The 21,546-nt window shown below is 53.4% G+C and carries 13 protein-coding genes and 1 tRNA gene; 10 read left to right on the forward strand and 4 right to left on the reverse strand.

Features of this window, described 5'->3' with window-relative positions:
* Positions 1-116: 116 nt before the first annotated feature.
* Together gyrA and rcsC are read left to right on the forward strand one after the other, a co-directional pair.
* The gene (gene gyrA / locus Y71_RS08515; RefSeq protein WP_007371123.1) at positions 117-2,753 is read left to right on the forward strand and encodes a DNA topoisomerase (ATP-hydrolyzing) subunit A; all 2,637 of its coding nucleotides are present in this window, start codon (positions 117-119) and stop codon (positions 2,751-2,753) included.
* A gap of 115 nt (positions 2,754-2,868) precedes the next feature.
* On the forward strand, positions 2,869-5,715 hold the full coding sequence (gene rcsC, locus Y71_RS08520; RefSeq protein WP_007371124.1) for a two-component system sensor histidine kinase RcsC: 2,847 nt from the start codon (positions 2,869-2,871) through the stop codon (positions 5,713-5,715).
* Positions 5,716-5,750: 35 nt separating this feature from the next.
* On the opposite strand, the gene rcsB is transcribed toward rcsC, so the two are convergent.
* Both rcsB and rcsD read right to left on the reverse strand, forming a co-directional pair.
* On the reverse strand, positions 5,751-6,401 hold the full coding sequence (gene rcsB, locus Y71_RS08525) for a response regulator transcription factor RcsB (RefSeq protein ID WP_007371125.1): 651 nt from the start codon (positions 6,399-6,401) through the stop codon (positions 5,751-5,753).
* 16 nt (positions 6,402-6,417) lie between these two features.
* Entirely contained in the window at positions 6,418-9,087 is a 2,670-nt protein-coding gene (gene rcsD / locus Y71_RS08530) for a phosphotransferase RcsD (RefSeq protein WP_081120726.1), read from the reverse strand.
* 834 nt (positions 9,088-9,921) lie between these two features.
* On the opposite strand from rcsD, the gene Y71_RS08535 reads away from it, so the two are divergent.
* From Y71_RS08535 to mgtE, 6 genes are all read left to right on the forward strand, one after another.
* Positions 9,922-11,058 carry a porin OmpC gene (locus Y71_RS08535; protein ID WP_007371128.1) on the forward strand — a complete coding sequence of 379 codons (1,137 nt, stop codon included), beginning with the start codon at positions 9,922-9,924 and terminating at the stop codon, positions 11,056-11,058.
* Between the two features lie 93 nt (positions 11,059-11,151).
* Complete coding sequence (gene apbE, locus Y71_RS08540; protein ID WP_007371129.1) at positions 11,152-12,189, forward strand: FAD:protein FMN transferase ApbE; 1,038 nt, start codon at positions 11,152-11,154, stop codon at positions 12,187-12,189.
* A gap of 72 nt (positions 12,190-12,261) precedes the next feature.
* On the forward strand, positions 12,262-13,323 hold the full coding sequence (ada, locus tag Y71_RS08545) for a bifunctional DNA-binding transcriptional regulator/O6-methylguanine-DNA methyltransferase Ada (RefSeq protein ID WP_007371130.1): 1,062 nt from the start codon (positions 12,262-12,264) through the stop codon (positions 13,321-13,323).
* A complete protein-coding gene (alkB, locus tag Y71_RS08550) occupies positions 13,323-13,973 on the forward strand; it encodes a DNA oxidative demethylase AlkB (protein WP_007371131.1) in 651 nt (216 codons plus the stop codon). The genes ada and alkB overlap by 1 nt, the downstream gene beginning before the upstream one ends.
* 74 nt (positions 13,974-14,047) lie before the next feature.
* Positions 14,048-15,691 carry a multidrug ABC transporter permease/ATP-binding protein gene (locus Y71_RS08555; protein WP_007371132.1) on the forward strand — a complete coding sequence of 548 codons (1,644 nt, stop codon included), beginning with the start codon at positions 14,048-14,050 and terminating at the stop codon, positions 15,689-15,691.
* 146 nt (positions 15,692-15,837) lie between these two features.
* Positions 15,838-17,274, forward strand: coding sequence for a magnesium transporter (gene mgtE / locus Y71_RS08560; RefSeq protein ID WP_007371133.1), 1,437 nt, complete (start codon positions 15,838-15,840; stop codon positions 17,272-17,274).
* Here mgtE and Y71_RS08565 read toward each other — a convergent pair.
* Positions 17,237-18,472 (reverse strand): SulP family inorganic anion transporter, encoded by a 1,236-nt coding sequence (locus tag Y71_RS08565; protein ID WP_007371134.1) that lies wholly within the window; start codon positions 18,470-18,472, stop codon positions 17,237-17,239. The genes mgtE and Y71_RS08565 overlap by 38 nt on opposite strands.
* 278 nt (positions 18,473-18,750) lie before the next feature.
* Between Y71_RS08565 and mqo the strand changes: the two genes are divergently transcribed.
* Both mqo and Y71_RS08575 read left to right on the forward strand, forming a co-directional pair.
* Positions 18,751-20,406 carry a malate dehydrogenase (quinone) gene (gene mqo / locus Y71_RS08570; protein ID WP_007371136.1) on the forward strand — a complete coding sequence of 552 codons (1,656 nt, stop codon included), beginning with the start codon at positions 18,751-18,753 and terminating at the stop codon, positions 20,404-20,406.
* Positions 20,407-20,550: 144 nt separating this feature from the next.
* Positions 20,551-21,366 (forward strand): hypothetical protein, encoded by an 816-nt coding sequence (locus Y71_RS08575; RefSeq protein ID WP_007371137.1) that lies wholly within the window; start codon positions 20,551-20,553, stop codon positions 21,364-21,366.
* Between the two features lie 89 nt (positions 21,367-21,455).
* Here the strand turns inward: Y71_RS08575 and Y71_RS08580 are convergent.
* A tRNA-Pro gene (locus tag Y71_RS08580) sits at positions 21,456-21,532 on the reverse strand.
* Positions 21,533-21,546: the final 14 nt, after the last annotated feature.

A 21,546-nucleotide genomic window follows, 5' to 3' on the forward strand; every position in this document is an offset into this window, starting at 1 on the left:
AGGCCGACGGGATGAATAAACCTTTGCGCGGGAGTTATAGATTTACCTGTCTCACAGCGGTTGTGTTATAATTTGCGACCTTTGAATCCGGGATACAGTAGAGGGATAGCGGTTAGATGAGCGACCTTGCGAGAGAAATTACACCGGTTAACATCGAGGAAGAGCTGAAAAGCTCCTATCTGGACTATGCGATGTCGGTCATTGTTGGCCGTGCGCTGCCGGATGTCCGAGATGGCCTGAAACCGGTTCACCGTCGCGTACTTTACGCCATGAACGTATTGGGCAATGACTGGAATAAAGCCTACAAAAAATCTGCCCGTGTCGTTGGTGACGTAATCGGTAAGTACCATCCCCATGGTGATTCCGCGGTGTATGACACCATTGTCCGTATGGCGCAGCCGTTCTCGCTGCGTTACATGCTGGTTGATGGTCAGGGCAACTTCGGTTCCATCGATGGCGACTCCGCGGCGGCGATGCGTTATACGGAAATTCGCCTGGCGAAGATCGCCCATGAATTGATGGCCGATCTGGAAAAAGAGACGGTTGACTACGTCGATAACTACGACGGCACCGAAAGAATCCCAGATGTAATGCCCACCAAGATCCCGAACCTGCTGGTGAACGGTTCTTCCGGGATCGCGGTCGGTATGGCAACCAACATTCCGCCACACAACCTGACGGAAGTGATCAACGGCTGCCTGGCCTATATCGACAATGAAGACATCAGCGTTGAAGGGCTGATGGAGTACATTCCGGGGCCGGATTTTCCGACTGCCGCCATCATTAACGGTCGTCGTGGGATTGAAGAAGCCTACCGCACCGGTCGTGGCAAGATCTACATTCGCGCCCGCGCAGAGGTAGAAACCGATGCGAAAAACGGCCGTGAAACCATTATCGTGCATGAAATTCCGTATCAGGTGAACAAAGCGCGCCTGATCGAGAAGATTGCCGAACTGGTGAAAGACAAACGCGTTGAAGGCATCAGCGCGCTGCGCGACGAGTCTGATAAAGACGGTATGCGCATCGTCATCGAAGTGAAACGCGATGCTGTGGGCGAAGTGGTGCTGAACAACCTCTACTCCCAGACGCAATTGCAGGTCTCCTTCGGTATCAACATGGTGGCGTTGCACCATGGTCAGCCGAAGATCATGACGCTGAAAGAGATTCTGGCCGCGTTCGTGCGTCACCGCCGTGAAGTGGTGACCCGTCGTACCATTTTCGAACTGCGTAAAGCCCGTGACCGAGCGCATATCCTTGAAGCGCTGGCCGTGGCGCTGGCGAATATCGATCCGATCATCGAACTGATCCGTCGTGCGCCGACCCCGGCCGAAGCGAAAGCGGGCCTGATCGCGCAGCCGTGGGATCTGGGCAATGTCTCCTCGATGCTGGAACGTGCGGGCGATGACGCAGCACGTCCGGAGTGGCTGGAGCCGGAGTTCGGTATCCGTGACGGTAAGTACTACCTGACCGAGCAACAGGCACAGGCGATTCTGGATCTGCGTTTGCAGAAACTGACTGGCCTTGAGCATGAAAAACTGCTCGATGAATACAAAGAGCTGCTGGAGCAGATCGCTGAACTGCTGCACATCCTCGGCAGCGCTGAGCGCCTGATGGAAGTGATTCGCGAAGAGCTTGAACTGATTCGCGAACAGTTCGGTGATGAGCGCCGTACCGAAATTACCGCGAACACCGCCGATATCAATATCGAAGACCTGATCAATCAGGAAGACGTTGTGGTTACGCTGTCGCATCAGGGCTATGTGAAGTATCAGCCGCTGACCGACTACGAAGCCCAGCGCCGTGGTGGTAAAGGTAAATCGGCTGCGCGTATTAAAGAAGAAGACTTTATCGACCGCCTACTGGTGGCCAACACCCACGATACGATCCTCTGCTTCTCCAGCCGTGGCCGTCTCTACTGGATGAAGGTTTACCAGCTGCCGGAAGCGAGCCGTGGCGCGCGTGGTCGTCCGATCGTCAACCTGTTGCCGCTGGAGCAGGACGAACGTATCACGGCGATCCTGCCGGTACGCGAATACGAAGAGGGCGTTAACGTCTTTATGGCGACCGCCAGCGGTACCGTGAAGAAAACTGCGCTTACCGAATTCAGCCGTCCGCGTTCTGCCGGGATCATTGCCGTTAACCTGAACGAAGGCGACGAACTGATTGGCGTCGATCTGACTTCCGGGAACGACGAAGTGATGTTGTTCTCTGCTGCCGGTAAAGTGGTGCGCTTTAAAGAGGGTGCGGTGCGCGCGATGGGTCGTACGGCGACCGGTGTACGCGGCATCAAGCTGGCGGAAAAAGACAGCGTGGTATCGCTGATTGTTCCGCGCGGCGAAGGCGCCATCCTGACGGTCACGCAGAACGGTTACGGTAAACGTACTGCTGAAACCGAGTACCCGACCAAATCTCGTGGTACACAGGGCGTTATCTCCATCAAGGTCACCGAGCGTAATGGCTCCGTGGTCGGCGCGGTGCAGGTCGATGATTGCGACCAGATCATGATGATCACTGATGCCGGTACGCTGGTGCGTACACGCGTGTCGGAAATCAGCGTGGTGGGCCGTAACACCCAGGGTGTGATCCTCATCCGTACCGCGGAAGATGAAAACGTTGTGGGTCTGCAACGTGTCGCCGAACCGGTGGATGACGAAGAGCTGGACTCCATCGATGGCAGTGTGGCGGAAGGCGATGACGACATCGCGCCGGAAGTTGACACTGACGACGATACGGCGGATGACGCCGACGAGTAATGCGTCACAGAGGGCCGGTTTTCCGGCCCTTTTTCATTGCCATTGCGGCATTCGCGATTTATCGCTACCTTAACGACACTCTTTTTTAACTTCCTTGTGGCGGAGTTTCCCCAGGTTGAAATACCTCGTCTCTTTTCGCAGTACCCTGAAAGTTTCCCGCTATTTATTCAGAGCGCTGGCGCTATTGCTGTGGCTGTTAATTGCCTTTTTTTCAGTGTTTTACATCGTCAATGCGTTGCACGACAAAGAGTCAGAGATTCGTCAGGAATTCAACCTCAGTTCCGATCAGGCACAGCGTTATATTCAGCGCACCTCAGATGTGATGAAAGAGCTGAAGTACATTGCCGAAAACCGTCTGACGGCGGAAAACGGCATCCTTACCTCGCGCAGTCGCGATGATAAAACCGACGTGCCGGCGTTTTTACCGCTGTTCCCCGATTCTGACTGCTCTGCAATGAGTAGTTCATGGCGTGGTTCGCTGGAGTCGCTGGCTTGGTTTATGCGCTACTGGCGTGACAATTTCTCAGCCGCCTACGATCTCAACCGCGTATTTCTGATTGGCAGTGACAATCTGTGTATGGCGGATTTCGGCCTGCGCGACCTGCCGGTCGAGCGTGACGATACCTTAAAAAGCTTGCATGAGCGGATTGTGAAATACCGCAATGCGCCGCAGGATGAGCGCAGCAATAACCTCTACTGGATGAGCCAGGGGCCGCGCCCTGGAATTGGTTACTTTTACGCGCTGACGCCGGTTTATCTTGGTAATCGTCTTCAGGCGTTGCTGGGCACCGAACAGTCAATCCGCATGGAGAATTTCTTTACGCCGGGCAGCCTGCCGATGGGCGTCACCATTCTGGATGAAAGCGGGCACTCGCTGATTTCGCTGACCGGCCAGGAGAGCGGCATTGTTGCCGATCCGCGCTGGATGCAGGAACGTTCGTGGTTCGGTTATACCTCTGGTTTCCGCGAGCTGATCCTGAAAAAGAGCTTACCGCCATCCTCATTAAGCGTGGTCTATTCCGTTCCTGTCGATATGGTACTGGAACGTATCCGCATGCTGATCCTCAATGCCGTGCTCCTGAACGTGCTGGTTGGCGTGGCGCTGTTTACCCTGGCGCGCATGTATGAGCGACGTATCTTTATTCCGGCGGAAAATGATGCGCAGCGGCTGGAAGAGCATGAGCAGTTCAACCGTAAAATCGTCGCTTCTGCGCCGGTGGGGATCTGTATTCTGCGCACCCAGGACGGGACGAATATTCTCAGTAACGAACTGGCGCATAATTACCTGAACATGCTTACGCATGAAGATCGGCAGCGGCTGACGCAGATCATCTGCGGCCAGCAGGTCAATTTTGTTGATGTGTTGACCAGCAACAACACTAATCTGCAAATCAGCTTTGTTCATTCGCGCTATCGCAATGAAAACGTGGCGATTTGTGTGCTGGTGGATGTCTCCGCGCGCGTCAAAATGGAAGAGTCGTTACAGGAAATGGCGCAGGCGGCAGAACAGGCCAGCCAGTCGAAATCGATGTTCCTGGCGACCGTCAGCCATGAACTGCGCACGCCGCTGTATGGCATTATCGGTAACCTCGATCTGCTGCAGACCAAAGAGCTGCCGAAGGGCGTTGACCGCCTGGTGACGGCGATGAATAACTCTTCCAGCCTGCTGCTGAAAATTATCAGCGATATTCTCGACTTCTCGAAAATTGAGTCTGAGCAGTTAAAAATCGAGCCGCGGGAGTTTTCCCCGCGCGAGGTGATGAGCCATATTACCGCCAACTATCTGCCGCTGGTGGTGCGTAAACAACTGGGGCTCTACTGTTTTATCGAGCCTGATGTGCCCGTGGTTCTCAACGGCGATCCAATGCGTTTGCAACAGGTGATCTCAAACCTGCTGAGCAATGCGATTAAGTTCACCGACATCGGTTGCATTGTGCTGCATGTACAGCGTGATGCGGATTATCTTAGCATACGCGTGCGCGATACCGGTGTGGGGATCCCCGGTAAAGAAGTGGTGCGGTTGTTTGATCCTTTCTTCCAGGTCGGAACCGGTGTGCAGCGTAATTTCCAGGGCACAGGCCTGGGGCTGGCGATTTGCGAGAAGCTGATTAGCATGATGGACGGCGATATCGCGGTGGATACCGAACCGGGTATGGGCAGCCAGTTCACTATTCGTATTCCGCTTTACAATGCGGTCGCGCCGGAGCGCGCTGATGTCGATGGGCTGGCGGAGACCTGCTGCTGGTTGGCGGTGCGTAACGCCTCACTATCGGCCTATTTGCAGAGCTTGCTGAACTGGAATGGCATCCATACGAAGCAGTACGACGGGCGAGAACTCGGCCTTCAGGATACGTTGATTACCGATGATGATCTGGAACATCCTTCGGGCGCGCGGGCGGTGATTGTTTTCTGCCGTCGCCATATCGGTATTCCAGTTGAACGTGCGCCGGGCGAATGGTTACACAGCGTCGCCGCGCCGCACGATTTGCTGGCGTTGCTGGGACGCATTTACCGCGTACAGGTGGTGGAACCGCAGGCGAGCGCGACGCAGGCCATAGAGGACAATGAGGTATCGCGCAACGACGATATGATGATCCTGGTGGTTGACGATCATCCGATTAACCGGCGATTACTTGCCGATCAGCTGGGATCGCTGGGCTATCAATGCAAAACAGCCAACGATGGGGTGGATGCATTGAACGTGCTAAGCAAGAACCACATTGATATTGTGCTCAGCGACGTCAACATGCCGAATATGGACGGTTATCGTCTGACGCAGCGGATTCGCCAGTTGGGCCTGACGTTGCCGGTGATTGGCGTAACGGCTAACGCGCTGGCGGAAGAGAAACAGCGCTGCCTTGAATCCGGTATGGATAGCTGCCTGTCGAAACCGGTGACGCTGGATGTGCTGAAGCAAACACTGGCCGCTTATGTCGCGCGGGTCAGAAACAGCAGGGGATAAAAAGGAACCCCGGCGAAAGCCGGGGTTGTGTGGGATTACTCTTTTTCTGTCTGGGTCAGCGTGACCGAGGAGAGGTAGTTCAGCAGGGCAATGTCGTTATCGACGCCCAGTTTCATCATCGCAGATTTCTTCTGGCTACTGATGGTCTTGATACTGCGATTCAGCTTTTTAGCGATTTCCGTTACCAGGAAACCTTCTGCAAACAGACGCAGTACTTCGCTCTCTTTCGGTGACAGGCGTTTGTCGCCATAGCCGCCAGCGCTGATTTTTTCCAGCAGGCGAGAAACGCTTTCAGGGGTAAATTTCTTACCTTTCTGCAGCGCGGCCAGTGCCTTCGGTAGGTCGGTCGGCGCGCCTTGTTTCAGTACGATACCTTCGATATCCAGATCCAGCACCGCACTCAGAATTGCCGGGTTATTGTTCATGGTAAGAACAATAATCGACAGCGCAGGGAAATGGCGTTTAATGTATTTGATCAGCGTAATACCATCGCCGTATTTATCGCCCGGCATTGACAGGTCGGTGATCAGAACATTTGCCTCGAGTTTCGGCAGATTATTAATGAGCGCTGTAGAGTCTTCAAATTCACCGACTACGTTAACCCATTCGATTTGTTCCAGTGACTTGCGAATACCGAACAGTACAATCGGATGGTCATCGGCAATAATTACGTTCATATTGTTCATGTATTAGGCTACCTTGCTACAGCAAGCTCTTGACGTAAGCGTCAATGTCGCTGATGTAATTTTCTATGCCTGGAGCATCGCTCTCACGAATTAATTGCTCCAGCGTTTCGCACAACTGCTTACCAGGTACCAGATTTAGCATAGCAAACACACCTTTCAGGCGGTGTGCTGTCTGCGCCAGCGCAGCGAAATCGCGTAACGCTGATTCAGTATACAACCTCTTAACATCATCGGGTACTGTGTCAACAAACAGTGCATAATAGCCGCTGGCATGGAGTTCCGCGTTTTCATCGCCTCCCAATGGCGATTCCGGTACATCTTCCTGCGCCAGTTGCTCTTCTATAAGCTGCAATATTGCTCCCTGCATTGCATTGCTCATATTAAAGTTAACGCGCAATTGGCCTGGGCCAATTTTCCGCACACCGGCCTCATCATCGCTTAAAAGCAAGCCTGAGGCTGTAAGATTAGACGGATTATCTGTCAAAAAGAGATCATATTCTTGACTTGAAAGACGTTCATCCGGGGAAATACAGCTTGCACCCCAATTTTCCAACTGGCGAACTACGATATTGCGGATTTCATTCGAGGTGATGTCAATCATCGCGACAACATCATCGAGCAATTTCTCTTCGCTTTCAACCTGCGGTGAGCGGGCCGCCATTCTAACATGCAAAGAGTAGCGGGTGCCCAGATCTTCCCTGGCCTTAATATTCAAATGCCCACCGAGCTTTCTGGCTAACTGATCGCACAGCCAGAAGGTGAGGGCGTTTGCTTTTCCGTACTGATCGCTCTGTGTATCGTTAAGGAACGGGAAGTGCAGATTGTCAATTTCACTGGTATTTACGCCTGTGCCAGTGTCAAGAATACGGAAGGTCAGGCGATCTTCTGCCGATTCATCCATATTCACTTCAAGGGTGATTTTACCCATTTGCGTGGTCGTCACCGCGTACTGGATCAAAAGCAGTAGGATTCGGCGTAACGCATCGCGATCGCCGTGGCGCTCCTCGTTAGCCGGCAGCGGGTTGTTGATCAACAATTGCAGGCCCTTACGCTTGATCACTGGCAGAACTTCCGGCACCACTTCATCAATCAGATCCTGAATCGAGAACACGGAAGGCGAACCTTTCCAGCTATCGCTTTCCAGCATATTGGCCAGCTGAATTTCATCCACCAGTTGTACCAGCCTGTCGGCGTGATCGGCGACGTGATTGCCCTCTTTGTTTTCAAGGGCGGCCGCTTCAGCAGCGAGAGCCTTTACCGGCTGTTTCAGCGAGTCAGCCAGATTATTCATAAAGGCGGCGCGACCCTGCTGGTTCTTCTCATACAGACGCTGCGCTTGCTTTAGCTTCTTGTTGACCAGCACTTCGCGGTCCTGGTCGCGAATAATAAAGATCTGCGTACGTGAAGCCACCTGGCTGCGGAACTGGCGGATTTCATACAGCTCATTATTTATGGTGGCCTGGATGACGCCCTGGTGTTGATCCGCCATGGCGGTGATATTTTGCAGATTCAGGTGCGGCAGCAGATGGTCGGCTATTTTGTTGCTCAACACAGTGCGGTTAGCTTCCTGATCGTGTACCAGCAAGCCAAGCGGCAGTAATGAGACAATCTCTTCGTTGAAAGCTCGTAGCACGCGCAGCTCGTTGTTTGCTCCCGGCGCCGCCAGGCTATCCGTCTTACGGCCCGGTTGCTGACGGAAGGTGGTGTAGCCAAATAGCGCCAGCGCCAGCAGCCCAATATTCAGCAACAGCGGTAAAAGAATGTTTTGCAGGGTGTCGAGCAGCAGCGTACCGAAAGGAACCTGCCACACCAGACGCAGCCCGGTGCCGTTCAATGCAGAAGCAATCTCAATACGCGAGCTATTAAAGTTGACGGTCACATTATCTGTGGTCTCTTTATCCTGCCCGCGTGTGGTATTTTGCGTGCTATCAGGGTCGAGGCGGAAGCTGTCCAGTGACATGCCCGGCGGGATCAGATCGTTAATCGGCAAGTCAAACGCAACCACCGTCGCCAGGTGACCCGGCTGGTTAAAGGTGGTGCGCAGCGTAAAATAGTGGCCATTTTGCCAGGCCAGACGGCGCAGGGAGGAAAAACTTTCGCGCTCATCGAGGGCGTTAGCCTGCTGCAACATTTCTGCGCGTCGGGAATCGACGATATTGCTGATGGTGGAATCTTTAAAACCCGAGGTCAGATCTTTTAGAGGCAACGTTGAAACCAGGATCATGCTGTTATCCTGGCCGTTCAGATAGTACATCGACCATGGAACGGTTTCTGCGCCCCACAGTGTATCGAGATACGTTGAGATGCGCTGTGTCATCTCCAGCGTGGAGCTGTCGTGCGAACCAAAAATCAGCGCTTCTGTCTTGCGGCGCGGTTTTTCGAGGTAATAGACATCCTGTTTCAGACGCGTTTCCTGTAAACCTTCGCTCGGTGTGGTCGCCGGAGCCGCAGCGATATTGTCGTAGATCTGCCAGGTAGCATACCGCCAGGTGTCGATACGCTTATGGATGGCATGCGTAACATCGACGATTTGATAGCTTTTATCTTTCAGCCAGGCGTTGACCGCGCTCTGGATCATCACCCCCATCGTTACCAGCAGGACAATAATCAATAAGAGGAAGAAACGGGTAATGTTGCCCGGTATCAGGGAAAATTTGCCAGGAATCATTGTGTCAGATTGACTCATTCTTGTGTGTAACCCGTTATGACAACACTGCAGGTGACGCTCAGCATCCGCTGAAACAATGTTGCTGCCATGCCGTAACTACCGCCTGTCGTGCGCGGACTACAAATAGATGTGTTGCAGAGCAGTGTACAGCAGGCAGTATATCGGTTAATGAGTGAATTTCCAGACTCTCTTTTCAGCCATTATCCGCAGAATGTGGCTTTTTGTCTCTCATTTAAACGAAGCGGCAAAAATGTACAAAACGTGGAGATTGTACAAATATTTCTCAGTGCTGAATAAGAAGAACGCAATAAATAACAAGAAATTAATTAAATTCCTAAGTCAATAAGATAAATCTGGCACGTTTGTTGATTAATTAATAGTCGTTACAAATAGTTATTATATGTAGATTATTATTCAAGTTAAGTAAAGAAAGGTAAAAAAAACCGAATGCAGGGCATTCGGTCATAAGAGGGGTAAACAGACATTCAGATTCGAATGACGATAATAAATAAAGTTAATGATGATAGCGTGTTGTATTTTAGTGACGATTAGAGATTTCGTTTTTGCATTCAGTGCTATCATTTATTTTTATTTATGTGATTGTTTTTTATGGTGTTTTTAATTTTATTTGATTATTTGTGCGATATCAATTAGCTATTCGTGCTATAAAAAGTTCCCTGGATTTTACAAATTGAAACATCTATCATTAAATATGAAACATCTTCAAAGTTTTCGTATCATATTCCCGATGGATTATTTTCCTATTTTAAGCACAATGAATTTGCCAGCTGATTAGAGGGTTAGTCAGCAAGCAGTGGCAAATAAAAATGCATATAACAGAGGGTTAATAAAATGAAAGTTAAAGTACTGTCCCTTCTGGTACCAGCTCTGCTGGTAGCAGGCGCAGCAAATGCGGCTGAAGTTTATAACAAAGATGGCAACAAATTAGATCTGTACGGCAAAGTAGATGGTCTGCACTATTTCTCTGACGACAAAGGTTCTGATGGCGATCAGACATACGTGCGTTTCGGCTTCAAAGGCGAAACTCAGGTAAACGATCAGGTTACTGGCTACGGCCAGTGGGAATATAACGTTCAGGCTAACGACACTGAATCTGCAAGCGATCAGGCATGGACTCGTGTGGCTTTCGCCGGTATCCGCGTGACTGATGCAGGCTCTTTCGACTACGGTCGTAACTACGGCGTAATTTACGATGTAACGTCCTGGACCGACGTTCTGCCGGAATTCGGCGGCGACACTTACGGTTCAGATAACTTCATGCAACAACGTGCAAACGGCCTTGCCACCTACCGTAACACCGACTTCTTCGGTCTGGTTGATGGCCTGAACTTTGCTCTGCAGTATCAGGGTAAAAACGGCAGCGTCAGTGGTGAAAACGACACAGGTCGTAGCACGCTGAAACAGAATGGCGATGGCTACGGTGCATCTCTGACCTACGATCTGGGCGCAGGCTTCAGCGTCGGTGGTGCAATGTCTTCTTCTCGTCGTACTGCTGACCAGAACGTGACTACCAATGCTGCTTTGTTCGGTGAAGGCGACCGCGCTGAAGTGTACAGCGGCGGTCTGAAATACGATGCCAACAATATTTACCTGGCGGCACAGTACTCTCAGACCTATAACGCAACTCGTTTCGGTAACTCTCAGAGCACCAGCGATATCTACGGTTTTGCTAACAAAGCACAGAACTTCGAAGTGGTTGCTCAGTACCAGTTCGACTTCGGTCTGCGTCCGTCCATCGCTTACCTGCAATCTAAAGGTAAGGACATCACCAACAACACCGGTACCGTTAACTACGGCGATCAGGATATCCTGAAATACATCGATGTTGGCGCGACCTACTACTTCAACAAAAACATGTCCACCTATGTTGATTACAAAATCAACCTGCTGGACGACAACGACTTTACCCGTTCTGCCGGTATCTCTACCGACAACATCGTTGCACTGGGCCTGGTTTACCAGTTCTAAGTTCGCCACAACGATTGCTAAGGCGCCGCAAGGCGCCTTTTTTATTGTCCGGTTTTTGATGTACGCTTGCCGCCAGCAAGGAGATAACAAGCAATGACAATGACTATTTTCCGCAGCTTCGTGGCCGCCTCGCTGCTGTTATTGGCTGGCTGCGATCGCAGCGAACAGGCGCAACCAACCGTGCTGGAAGGCAAAACGATGGGGACTTTCTGGCGCGTTAGTCTGGTGGATATTGATGCGCAGCGCGCTCAGGCGCTACAGCAAAAAATTCAGGCTCAGCTGGATGCTGACGATCGTTTAATGTCAACGTGGAAGAGCGATTCTGCGCTAATGCGCTTTAATCACGCGACCAGTACCGCGCCCTGGCCGGTCAGCGCCGCAATGGCGGATATCGTGACCATCGCTTTGCGGGTCGGGGAAAAAACGGACGGTGCAATGGATATTACCGTTGGGCCGCTGGTGAATCTGTGGGGATTTGGTCCGGATAAACAACCGATAGTCAGCCCAACGCAGGCGCAAATCGATGCGGCAAAAGCCCGTACCGGCTTGCAGCATCTGACGGTGATTAACCGCGCGGGGGAACAATTCCTGCAAAAAGATCTGCCGGATCTGTTCGTCGATTTATCGACAGTCGGTGAAGGCTATGCGGCGGATCATCTGGCGCGGCTTATGGAGCATGAAGGGATTGCCCGCTATCTGGTTTCCGTCGGCGGCGCGCTTGCCAGCCGGGGCATGAATGCGCAGGGCCAGCCGTGGCAGGTAGCGATTCAGAAACCGACCGATCGTGAAAATGTCGCGCAAGCCGTGGTCGATATTAACGGTCATGGGATCAGCACCTCCGGAAGTTATCGCAACTATTACGAGCTGGATGGCAAACGTATTTCGCATATTATCGATCCGCGCACCGGGCGTCCCATCGATCACCGCCTGGTTTCGGTCACTGTGATTGCACCTACGGCGCTGGAAGCGGATGCGTGGGACACCGGCTTAATGGTACTGGGTACCGATAAAGCCAAAAAAGTGGTGACGCGAGAAGGGTTGGCGGTATTTATGATCATGAAAGAGGGTGACGGTTTTAGCACCTGGATGTCGCCGCAATTTTCTTCCTTCCTGGTCAGCGAAAAAAATTAAAACGCAAGATTGCGGGTGTCGGGTTCTTCGCGAGCGTGCACAGTGGGGCTAAGCTTAAATAAGGAGCCTGACATGAACGAGACGACTTTACTTGATGAACAGCGCTGGCAGGCGGTGCTGGCGCGCAACCCACAGGCGGATGGTCAGTTTGTTTTTGCGGTGCTGACCACCGGTATCTTCTGCCGCCCGTCTTGTCGCGCGCGCCACGCCCTGCGCCAGAATGTGCGTTTCTTCCCGGATGCCGATAGCGCTGTTGCCGCGGGTTTTCGCCCATGCAAACGTTGCCAGCCCGATAAAGCGCATCCGCAACAGCAGCGGCTGGATAAAGTGGCCACCGCTTGTCGATTGCTGGAGCAGGATACGCCTGTCACCCTCGATCAACTGGCAACTGAGGTGGGCATCAGTCCGTACCATTTTCATCGCCTGTTTAAATCGGTGACCGGGATGACACCGAAAGCCTGGCAGCAAGCCTTCCGCGCCCGGCGTCTGCGCAACACGCTGGCAGAGAGCGACACGGTGACCGATGCCGTGCTGGCGGCGGGGTTCCCCGACAGTAGCAGCTACTATCGCCAGGCGGATGCCGCGCTGGGAATGACGGCGCGTCAGTTTCGCCGTGGCGGTGACGATGCTGATATTCGTTACGCCCTGAGTGACTGTGCGCTGGGGCGCTGTCTGGTGGCGGAAAGTGAACGGGGCATCTGTGCCATTTTACTGGCCGACAGTGATGAACAACTGTTGGCAGAACTGCATACGATTTTTCCTCATGCCCGAAACGTGCAGGGCGATGAGGCGATGCTTGAACGCGTCGCGCAGGTGATCCGCCGTCTTGATCGTGCGGATGCGCCATTTACATTGCCGCTGGATTTGCGCGGCACGGCTTTCCAGCTCCAGGTATGGCAGGCGCTGCGCGAACTCCCTGCTGGCACAACGATCAGCTATCAGCGCCTTGCGCAGCAAATAGGCAAACCCGGTGCGGTGAGGGCGGTGGCCAGCGCCTGCGCAGCGAATAAGCTGGCGATTGTTATCCCTTGTCATCGCGTGGTACGTGGCGATGGCGCGCTCTCCGGTTATCGCTGGGGAATCGCACGCAAAGCGCAACTACTGCAACGGGAAGCGAAAAAAGAGGAGAGTTAATGCTCGATTTGTTTGCCGATGAAGAACCCTGGCAGGAGCCGCTGGCGCCCGGCGCGGTGGTGCTGCGCCGTTTCGCGCTGCCACATGTGGAAGCGCTGATGCGCGGCATTGCGCAGGTGGTTGGCCAGTCGCCGCTGCGCCATATGGTCACGCCGGGTGGGTATACCATGTCCGTGGCGATGACCAATTGCGGCAGGCTTGGCTGGACGACTAATCAGCACGGTTATCTCTACGCGCCTGTCGATCCGCAAACGGCGCAGCCGTGGCCGGAAATGCCGGCTGCGTTCACGGCGCTATGTCATAAAGCCAGCATTGCGGCGGGTTACCCTGAGTTTCGCCCGGATGCCTGCCTGATCAACCGTTACGCGCCTGGTGCGAAGTTATCGCTGCATCAGGATAAGGACGAACCTGATTTGCGCGCGCCGATTGTCTCTGTCTCGCTGGGCTTACCGGCTATTTTCCAGTTTGGTGGGCTGAAGCGTAACGATCCGCTGCAACGATTGATGCTGGAACATGGCGATATTGTGGTGTGGGGCGGTGAATCGCGGCTCTTTTATCATGGCATCGCGCCGCTGAAAGCGGGTTATCACCCGGTGACTGGCGAGTGTCGTTACAACCTGACGTTCCGCCAGGCTGGCAACAGCGAATAAAAATAAGAATTATTCTTGATGTAAAACAGTGTCCGTTTAAACTGCTGGCTGTTTTTGTTGACCGGGCCGTTGTTATGGAACTCCTTCTTCTTGTCTGGCGGCAGTATCGCTGGCCATTCGTGGCGGTACTGGCGCTTACCCTTGCCAGCGCTGCATTGGGTATCGGGCTGATCGCTTTTATTAACCAGCGTCTGATCGAAACCGTCGATATATCATTGGCCGTGCTACCGGAATTTCTCGGCTTGCTGCTGCTGTTAATGGCGGTGACACTCGGCTCGCAACTGGCGCTGACCACGCTCGGCCACCATTTCATTTACCGTCTGCGTAGTGAATTTATCAAACGGATCCTCGATACGCCGGTGGAGCGCATTGAACAACTGGGCAGCGCGTCGCTACTGGCCGGGTTGACCAGCGATGTGCGCAACATCACCATCGCTTTTGTGCGCCTGCCGGAACTGGTGCAGGGCATTATCCTGACTGTAGGTTCGTGCATTTATCTGGCGATGCTATCCGGCAAAATGCTGGTGATCACTGCACTGTGGATGGCGCTGACCATCTGGGGCGGCTTTATTCTGGTTTCCCGCGTGTATAAACATATGGCGACGCTGCGCGAGACGGAAGACAAGCTCTATAACGATTTCCAGACGGTGCTGGAAGGGCGCAAAGAGCTGAATCTGAATCGGGAACGCGCCGAACATATTTTCGAGAAGATGTACCTGCCGGATGCGCGCGAGTACCGCCACCATATTATTCGTGCCGACACTTTCCATCTCAGCGCCGTCAACTGGTCGAACATTATGATGCTCGGCGCGATTGGCCTCGTGTTCTGGATGGCAAATAGTCTGGGCTGGGCGGATACCAACGTTGCGGCAACCTATTCGCTGACGCTGCTATTTTTACGTACGCCGTTGCTGTCGGCGGTCGGCGCATTGCCGACGCTGTTGAGCGCCCAGGTTGCTTTCAAAAAACTGAAGCATTTTGCTCTGGCGCCGTATCAGCCAGCATTTCCGCGTCCGCAGGCTTTTCCCGGCTGGAAAACGCTGGAGCTGCGCAACGTGACCTTTAAATATCAGGAGAATGATTTCTCTGTCGGCCCGATCAACATGACGCTGAACCGGGGCGAACTGGTGTTTCTGATTGGGGGCAACGGCAGCGGTAAATCAACGCTGGCGATGCTGCTGACCGGGCTGTATCAGCCAGTTTCCGGCGAGATCCTGCTGGATGGTAAACCGATGGCGCAGGATCGCCCGGAAGATTATCGCAAACTGTTCTCGGCGGTGTTTACCGATGTCTGGTTGTTTGACGATCTGCTCGGGCCGGAAGGTAAACCGGCGGATCCGGCGCTGGTCGATAAGTGGCTGGATCAGTTGAAGATGGCGCATAAACTGGAACTGAACAACGGCAAGATCCTCAATCTGAAGCTCTCGAAAGGGCAGAAAAAGCGCGTGGCGCTGCTGCTGGCGCTGGCGGAAGAGCGCGATATTTTGTTGCTTGACGAATGGGCGGCCGATCAGGATCCCCATTTCCGCCGCGATTTCTACCAGGTGTTGCTGCCGCTGATGCAACAGATGGGGAAAACCATTTTTGCCATCAGCCACGATGATCACTATTTTACCCACGCCGACCGCCTGCTGGAGATGCGCAATGGTCAGTTGACTGAGTTGGTCGGTGAAGAGCGCGCGCAAGCTTCCCGCGACGCCGTCTCCCGCACTGCCTGAGCAATGCGCCCTCTTCGAGCGAAGGGGGCATTCGCTCCTTTTTTCACCAAACGCCCCCGCTGTTTATTATTTTTTACAAAAGCTGCCGCTATGCTTAAGTCTATTCGGCCCCGGCTTCAGGGCGCTTTGCATTCAGGGAACGGCTAATGTCATTGAGCAAAAAAAACAGCGTCAAACTGCGCGACGAGGAGCGTGCGCGCCTGATTTGGTTACTGATCACCCATAAACCGCTTACCGCCTCACTGCTCGGACAACTCACCCTCGCCGAGCAGGTGGATAGCGCTGCGCTGGAGCGGGATCTGGCAGAGGTTAACGCGCTGGTCTCCCACTTGCCGCCACCGGATCTCGCCGATACGCTGGAGGCCTTGCCGGTAGATGAACGCCACGCATTATGGCGGCTGGTGAGCGATGATAAACGCGGCAAAGTTCTGCTTGAAGCGTCGGAAAATGTCTGGGATGACCTGATTGATGAGATGAGCGACCGCGCGCTGCTCGATGCACTGCAAACGCTGGATATCGACGACCAAATCTGGCTGGTGCAGCATCTGCCGCGTAACCTGACCGGCCGCTTAATGGCGACATTACCGCGCGCAGAGCGTAACCGCATGCGGGAAGTGATGCGCTACGGCAAAAACTGTGTCGGCGCGATCATGGAGTTCGAGGTGATCACCGTGCGCTCTGAAGTAACGCTGGCGGCGGTTCAGCGCTATCTGCGACGACTCGGCAAAATGCCGGACAACACCGACAAACTGTTTGTTATCGGCCGTGATAACCGGTTGATGGGGGAACTGGCGTTGCAAACCATTTTGCTCAATGCCGCCGGGAGGCGGGTCAGCGAAGTGATGGATGCGGATCCGGTGGCCTTTTCTCCGGAAGAGGACGCGGAAAAAGTGGCGCGTACTTTCGAGCGTGACAACCTGCTTAGCGCGGCAGTGGTCGATGATAACGGAATGTTGATGGGCCGTCTGACCATCGATGAGATCGTCAATGTGGTCTATGAAGAGACTGATAACGATTTGCGTCAGATGGGCGGTCTGAGCGCCGAAGAAGACGTGTTTGCCCCGGTAAGCAAAGCGGTGAAAACCCGCTGGGCGTGGCTGGCTATCAACTTGTGTACGGCATTTATCGCCTCGCGCGTGATCGACGGTTTTGAACACACCATTTCGCAACTGGTGGCGCTGGCGTCGCTGATGCCGATTGTCGCCGGGATTGGCGGCAACACCGGCAACCAAACTATTACCATGATTGTGCGCGCCCTGGCGTTACAAAACATTCAGCCGGGCAACTTTGCTTTCCTGATTATGCGTGAACTTGGCGTCGCGTTGATTAACGGTCTGGTGTGGGGCGGCATTATGGGCTGCATCACATGGTGGCTGTACGACGATGCGGCGCTGGGCGGCGTCATGACGCTGGCGATGGTGCTGAACTTATTGATGGCGGCGTTGATGGGAGTGTTGATCCCGATGATCATGACCCGGCTGGGGCGCGACCCGGCGGTTGGCTCCAGCGTGATGATCACCGCGATCACGGATACCGGTGGCTTCTTTATTTTTCTTGGGCTGGCGACGCTGTTTTTGCTGTAACGTTTGCTGACTTACGCCACCTTGGCGGCGTGAGCGCCAGCGTGACCAGCCCGCCCAGCACACCAATCGCCAGGTTACCGGTACTGACGGTAGCGACCACCGTGACCAGCATCACCACCGTTTCCATGACCGGCGCCTGCCTGAGCGTTGCCGGTTGCAGGCTGCCCCAGTTAAAGGTTTTAAAGGCAACGATGGCCATAATACCCGCCAGCACAACCATCGGAATTTTCGCCATCACGCTACTGAGTGCTGTCACCAGCAGCAACAGCACCAGCGCGGCGGCCAGCGTTGAGACGCGCGTGCGACCTTTACCCATCTCCACATTCACAATGGTCTGACCGATCATCGCACAGCCAGCGATTCCACCATAGAACCCCGCCAGAATATTGGCGATGCCAAGCCCGGCGCTCTCGCGGCCTTTGTGCGAAGGCGTATGGGTTAAATCGTCCACCAGTTTGGCGGTCAGCAGGGATTCCATCAAACCAACAAAGGCGATACTCAGCGCGCAGGGCCAGACGATATTCAATGTCTGCCAGTTGAGCGGAACCAGAAATGAGCTTATCCCCGGTAATCCGCCCTGCATTGGGCCTTCATCGCCCACGGTCGGCAGAATCTGCCTGCTGAAGAGAGTAAACGCGGTGAGTAACACAATGGCAACCAGCGGCGCAGGGATGCTTTTTACCCAGCGCGGCAGCCACAGTACAATCAGCAGCGTCAGTACGAAAAGCCCCAGAATCAGCGGGTCTTTGCTCCAGAAATGGGGGATTTGTGCAAAGAAGATCAGAATGCCAAGTGCGTTGACGAAACCGGTCATCACCGCATGAGGAATAAAGCGCATCAGTCGCGCCATACCGCTCAGACCGAAGAGAATTTGAATCACCCCCGCCAGTAAAACCGCCGGGAGGATGTATTCCATACCGTGTTGGTTAACCATGGGACCGATAACCAGAGCGACTGACCCCGCTGCCGCCGTCACCATCGCCGGGCGTCCGCCCAAAAAAGACATGCTGAGGCACAGTACGACCGAGGCAATCAGGCTCACTTTCGGGTCGACACCGGCAATCACCGAGAAAGAGATCACTTCCGGGATCAGCGCCAGCGCAGTGATCACGCCAGCCAGACATTCACGGGTCAATAATGACGGGGAACGCAGGACATCAACGCTACGGTTTGCCGGGGAGTGTAATTTTTCAGTCATAAGGTTCGCAGGTCGGTGTGGCGTTCAACAACAGGCGCGCAAACGGCATCGGTGCGTTTGGCAAAGCGCAAAATAATAGCAGATTTTAACCGCGGCGGGTCAACAATAAGTGTTAAATCTAATCTGGAAAATCAACTTATTAGTAACATTTATACAATGAATATTTAATGTTTAAACATTATTTAAATCTCACTTCTTAAGTGCTACGTTAGGAGGGTTAACTACTTTACCCTCAATAAATGCGAATAAAACAGCACTAAAAGTAAGGCATTAATACCATGAAAAGAATGACTGCCAGGCTGTTTTCGATGGCTGTCGGGCTAAATGCTGTCTCAAAGGCAGCGAAAGCGTCCGCATCGAAAGAGCAGGAAACAGATGTGCTTTTAATCGGTGGTGGGATCATGAGTGCCACATTGGGTACCTGGCTTCAAGATCTCGAACCCGACTGGTCGATTACGATGGTGGAACGGCTGGATGCCCTGGCAGAGGAGAGCTCGAACGGCTGGAACAACGCCGGTACGGGCCATGCTGCTTTAATGGAGCTGAACTACACCCCGCGCGCGGCTGACGGCACGGTCAGCATTAAAAAAGCGATTGAAATCAACGAAGCGTTCCGTATTTCTCGCCAGTTCTGGGCGCATCAGGTCAAAACCGGTGTGCTGCGCGAACCGCGCTCATTTATTAACACCGTACCGCATATGAGCCTTGTCTGGGGCGATGACAATGTGAACTTCCTGCGTGCCCGTTACAAAGCGTTGCAGCAGTGTTCGCTGTTCCGCGGTATGCGCTATTCCGAAGATCCCGAGCAGATCAAACAGTGGGCGCCGCTGGTGATGGAAGGGCGTGATGCGAAGCAAAAAATCGCCGCTACCCGCACCGAGATTGGTACCGACGTTAACTTCGGTGAACTGACGCGCCAGATGATTGGCTCATTGCAGAAAAAAGAGAACTTCTCTTTGCAACTGAGCACGGAAGTTCGCAGCCTCAAACGCAATGCCGATAACAGCTGGAGCGTGACGCTCAGCAACCTGAAAGGTGGCGGCGAGCGCGTGGTAAAAGCGAAGTTTATCTTTATTGGCGCGGGCGGCGCGGCGCTGAAATTGTTGCAGGAATCCGGTATTCCGGAAGCGGCAGACTATGCCGGTTTCCCGGTTGGCGGCCAGTTCCTGGTGGCGGAGAACCCGGATGTGGTCAACCACCATCTGGCAAAAGTCTATGGTCAGGCGACCGTTGGCGCACCGCCGATGTCGGTTCCGCATATTGATACCCGCATTATTGATGGTAAACGTGTGCTGTTGTTCGGACCGTTCGCGACCTTCTCAACACGTTTCCTGAAAAACGGTTCGCTGTGGGATCTGCTGCGTTCGACCAACTCATCCAATATCTTACCGATGCTGACGGTGGGAATGACCAACTTCAGCCTGGTAAAATATCTGGTCAGCCAGGTACTGCAAAACGAAGATGACCGCTTCGACGCACTGCGGGAATACTACCCGCTGGCGATGAAAGAGGACTGGCGTCTGTGGCAGGCGGGTCAGCGTGTACAGATCATCAAACGTGAAGCCGGGAAGGGCGGCGTACTGCGCCTCGGCACCGAAGTGGTGAGCGATAAAGAAGGTACTATTGCTGCGCTTCTGGGCGCCTCGCCGGGGGCATCTACCGCGGCGCCGATTATGCTTGAGCTGATGGAGAAAGTGTTTACTGAACGCTTTGCTTCCGCAGCCTGGCAAGCGAAGCTGAAAGAGATCATCCCCTCTTTTGGTACGCAACTTAACGGCAATATTGAAGCTGCCGATGCAGAGCTGCGCTACACCAGCGAGATCCTTGGGTTGAAATGCGACGAGTCTCTGGTAGCAGATGCCACACCACCGGTGCAGAAGCCAACGACCCAGCCGCACAACGATGGCGAAACGGTTGCGGATATCGCGTTGTAATTGCCTTTCCGAAAAAATAAAACCGTAACGGATGCGTTGCGGTTTTTTTTTACCTGTTAGTTGATGGATATCCGATATTTGGCAAGCCTGCACTTTTAGATACAATGAGTTACGGTAATGTGCGGCCTGTAACAGGGAAACAGGATGACGGAAAAAATAAAAAAGATGATCGGTAGCGCACTGAATAATTCCAGCGCGTATGAGGCTGCGCAGGCGCTTAGAACGGCCGCCGCTGCGATGCAAAAAGAAGGGCTCAATCCCAAAGCGTTTCTGGTCCGTAAGGAGGAGGCACAGCACGGTGCCGAGTTGGCAGCGCTCAGAGCGGAATATGCGGCGCTGCAACGTTCATTTGATGATGAGCGGCGCAGGGTTTTACATCTTGAAAATGCTTTAGCTGCCGCCAGAGGTAACCCTGCCGATTTGCGCGAAGCAAAAGAACTGGCAATCAAGTGGCACCGTACTTCACAGGAACAAGATGAAAAGTTGGGTATTCTGCGCGGCTGGATTAAAAAGCTGTTCGTATTCAGTATTGTCCTGGGCGTTGGCGGTTATGTTACGGGTGGTGCTGTGGCTAATCATTCGTCCTCTGATTATGTGGACTCACTGCGATCGCAGATGAACACGAAAGATAAGCAGATCGGAGCCCTGCAAAACCAGTTACAGACGGCATCTGTAAAGCCCGGCAATAAGCGTAAAGCGGAATTGCTGCCAAAGTCTGCCACTTCGCGAAATGGGGTCTACACCTTAAAAGCAGATTGCATTAATGCCCGAGGTAACAAATTTAGCCCTGCATGGACGGTGAATACCAACACATATGAAGTGGATGAATCGACAAAAATGTTAGCGGATGGCTATTCACTCTCTTTGTCTGATAAAGCCATTCCGGCTAACGGACAGCGGTTTAAACTGAGTTATCCGGGCGGTAGCGTGATCAACTGTACCGTGGTCGATGCCAGGTAAGCGTGTTTGTCTGACGCCGCGTATTACCTTCAGTAAATTACAGGCATAAAAAAAACCAACCGCATGGGTTGGTTTTTTTTGGAGAATTTTGGTCGGCACGAGAGGATTTGAACCTCCGACCCCTGACACCCCATGACAGTGCGCTACCAGGCTGCGCTACGTGCCGACATGTGGCGCTAA

This window comes from Kosakonia radicincitans DSM 16656 (genome assembly GCF_000280495.2).
GTDB lineage: Bacteria > Pseudomonadota > Gammaproteobacteria > Enterobacterales > Enterobacteriaceae > Kosakonia > Kosakonia radicincitans.

What these genes read in the sequence shown, in the direction of transcription:
- mgtE (WP_007371133.1), top strand. Translation starts at nt 15,838, where the DNA reads ATGTCATTGAGCAAAAAAAACAGCGTCAAACTGCGCGACGAGGAGCGT.
- gyrA (WP_007371123.1), top strand. Translation starts at nt 117, where the DNA reads ATGAGCGACCTTGCGAGAGAAATTACACCGGTTAACATCGAGGAAGAG.
- mqo (WP_007371136.1), top strand. Translation starts at nt 18,751, where the DNA reads ATGAAAAGAATGACTGCCAGGCTGTTTTCGATGGCTGTCGGGCTAAAT.
- Y71_RS08565 (WP_007371134.1), bottom strand. Translation starts at nt 18,472, where the DNA reads ATGACTGAAAAATTACACTCCCCGGCAAACCGTAGCGTTGATGTCCTG.
- Y71_RS08575 (WP_007371137.1), top strand. Translation starts at nt 20,551, where the DNA reads ATGACGGAAAAAATAAAAAAGATGATCGGTAGCGCACTGAATAATTCC.
- apbE (WP_007371129.1), top strand. Translation starts at nt 11,152, where the DNA reads ATGACAATGACTATTTTCCGCAGCTTCGTGGCCGCCTCGCTGCTGTTA.
- Y71_RS08555 (WP_007371132.1), top strand. Translation starts at nt 14,048, where the DNA reads ATGGAACTCCTTCTTCTTGTCTGGCGGCAGTATCGCTGGCCATTCGTG.
- alkB (WP_007371131.1), top strand. Translation starts at nt 13,323, where the DNA reads ATGCTCGATTTGTTTGCCGATGAAGAACCCTGGCAGGAGCCGCTGGCG.
- rcsD (WP_081120726.1), bottom strand. Translation starts at nt 9,087, where the DNA reads ATGAGTCAATCTGACACAATGATTCCTGGCAAATTTTCCCTGATACCG.
- Y71_RS08535 (WP_007371128.1), top strand. Translation starts at nt 9,922, where the DNA reads ATGAAAGTTAAAGTACTGTCCCTTCTGGTACCAGCTCTGCTGGTAGCA.
- ada (WP_007371130.1), top strand. Translation starts at nt 12,262, where the DNA reads ATGAACGAGACGACTTTACTTGATGAACAGCGCTGGCAGGCGGTGCTG.
- rcsB (WP_007371125.1), bottom strand. Translation starts at nt 6,401, where the DNA reads ATGAACAATATGAACGTAATTATTGCCGATGACCATCCGATTGTACTG.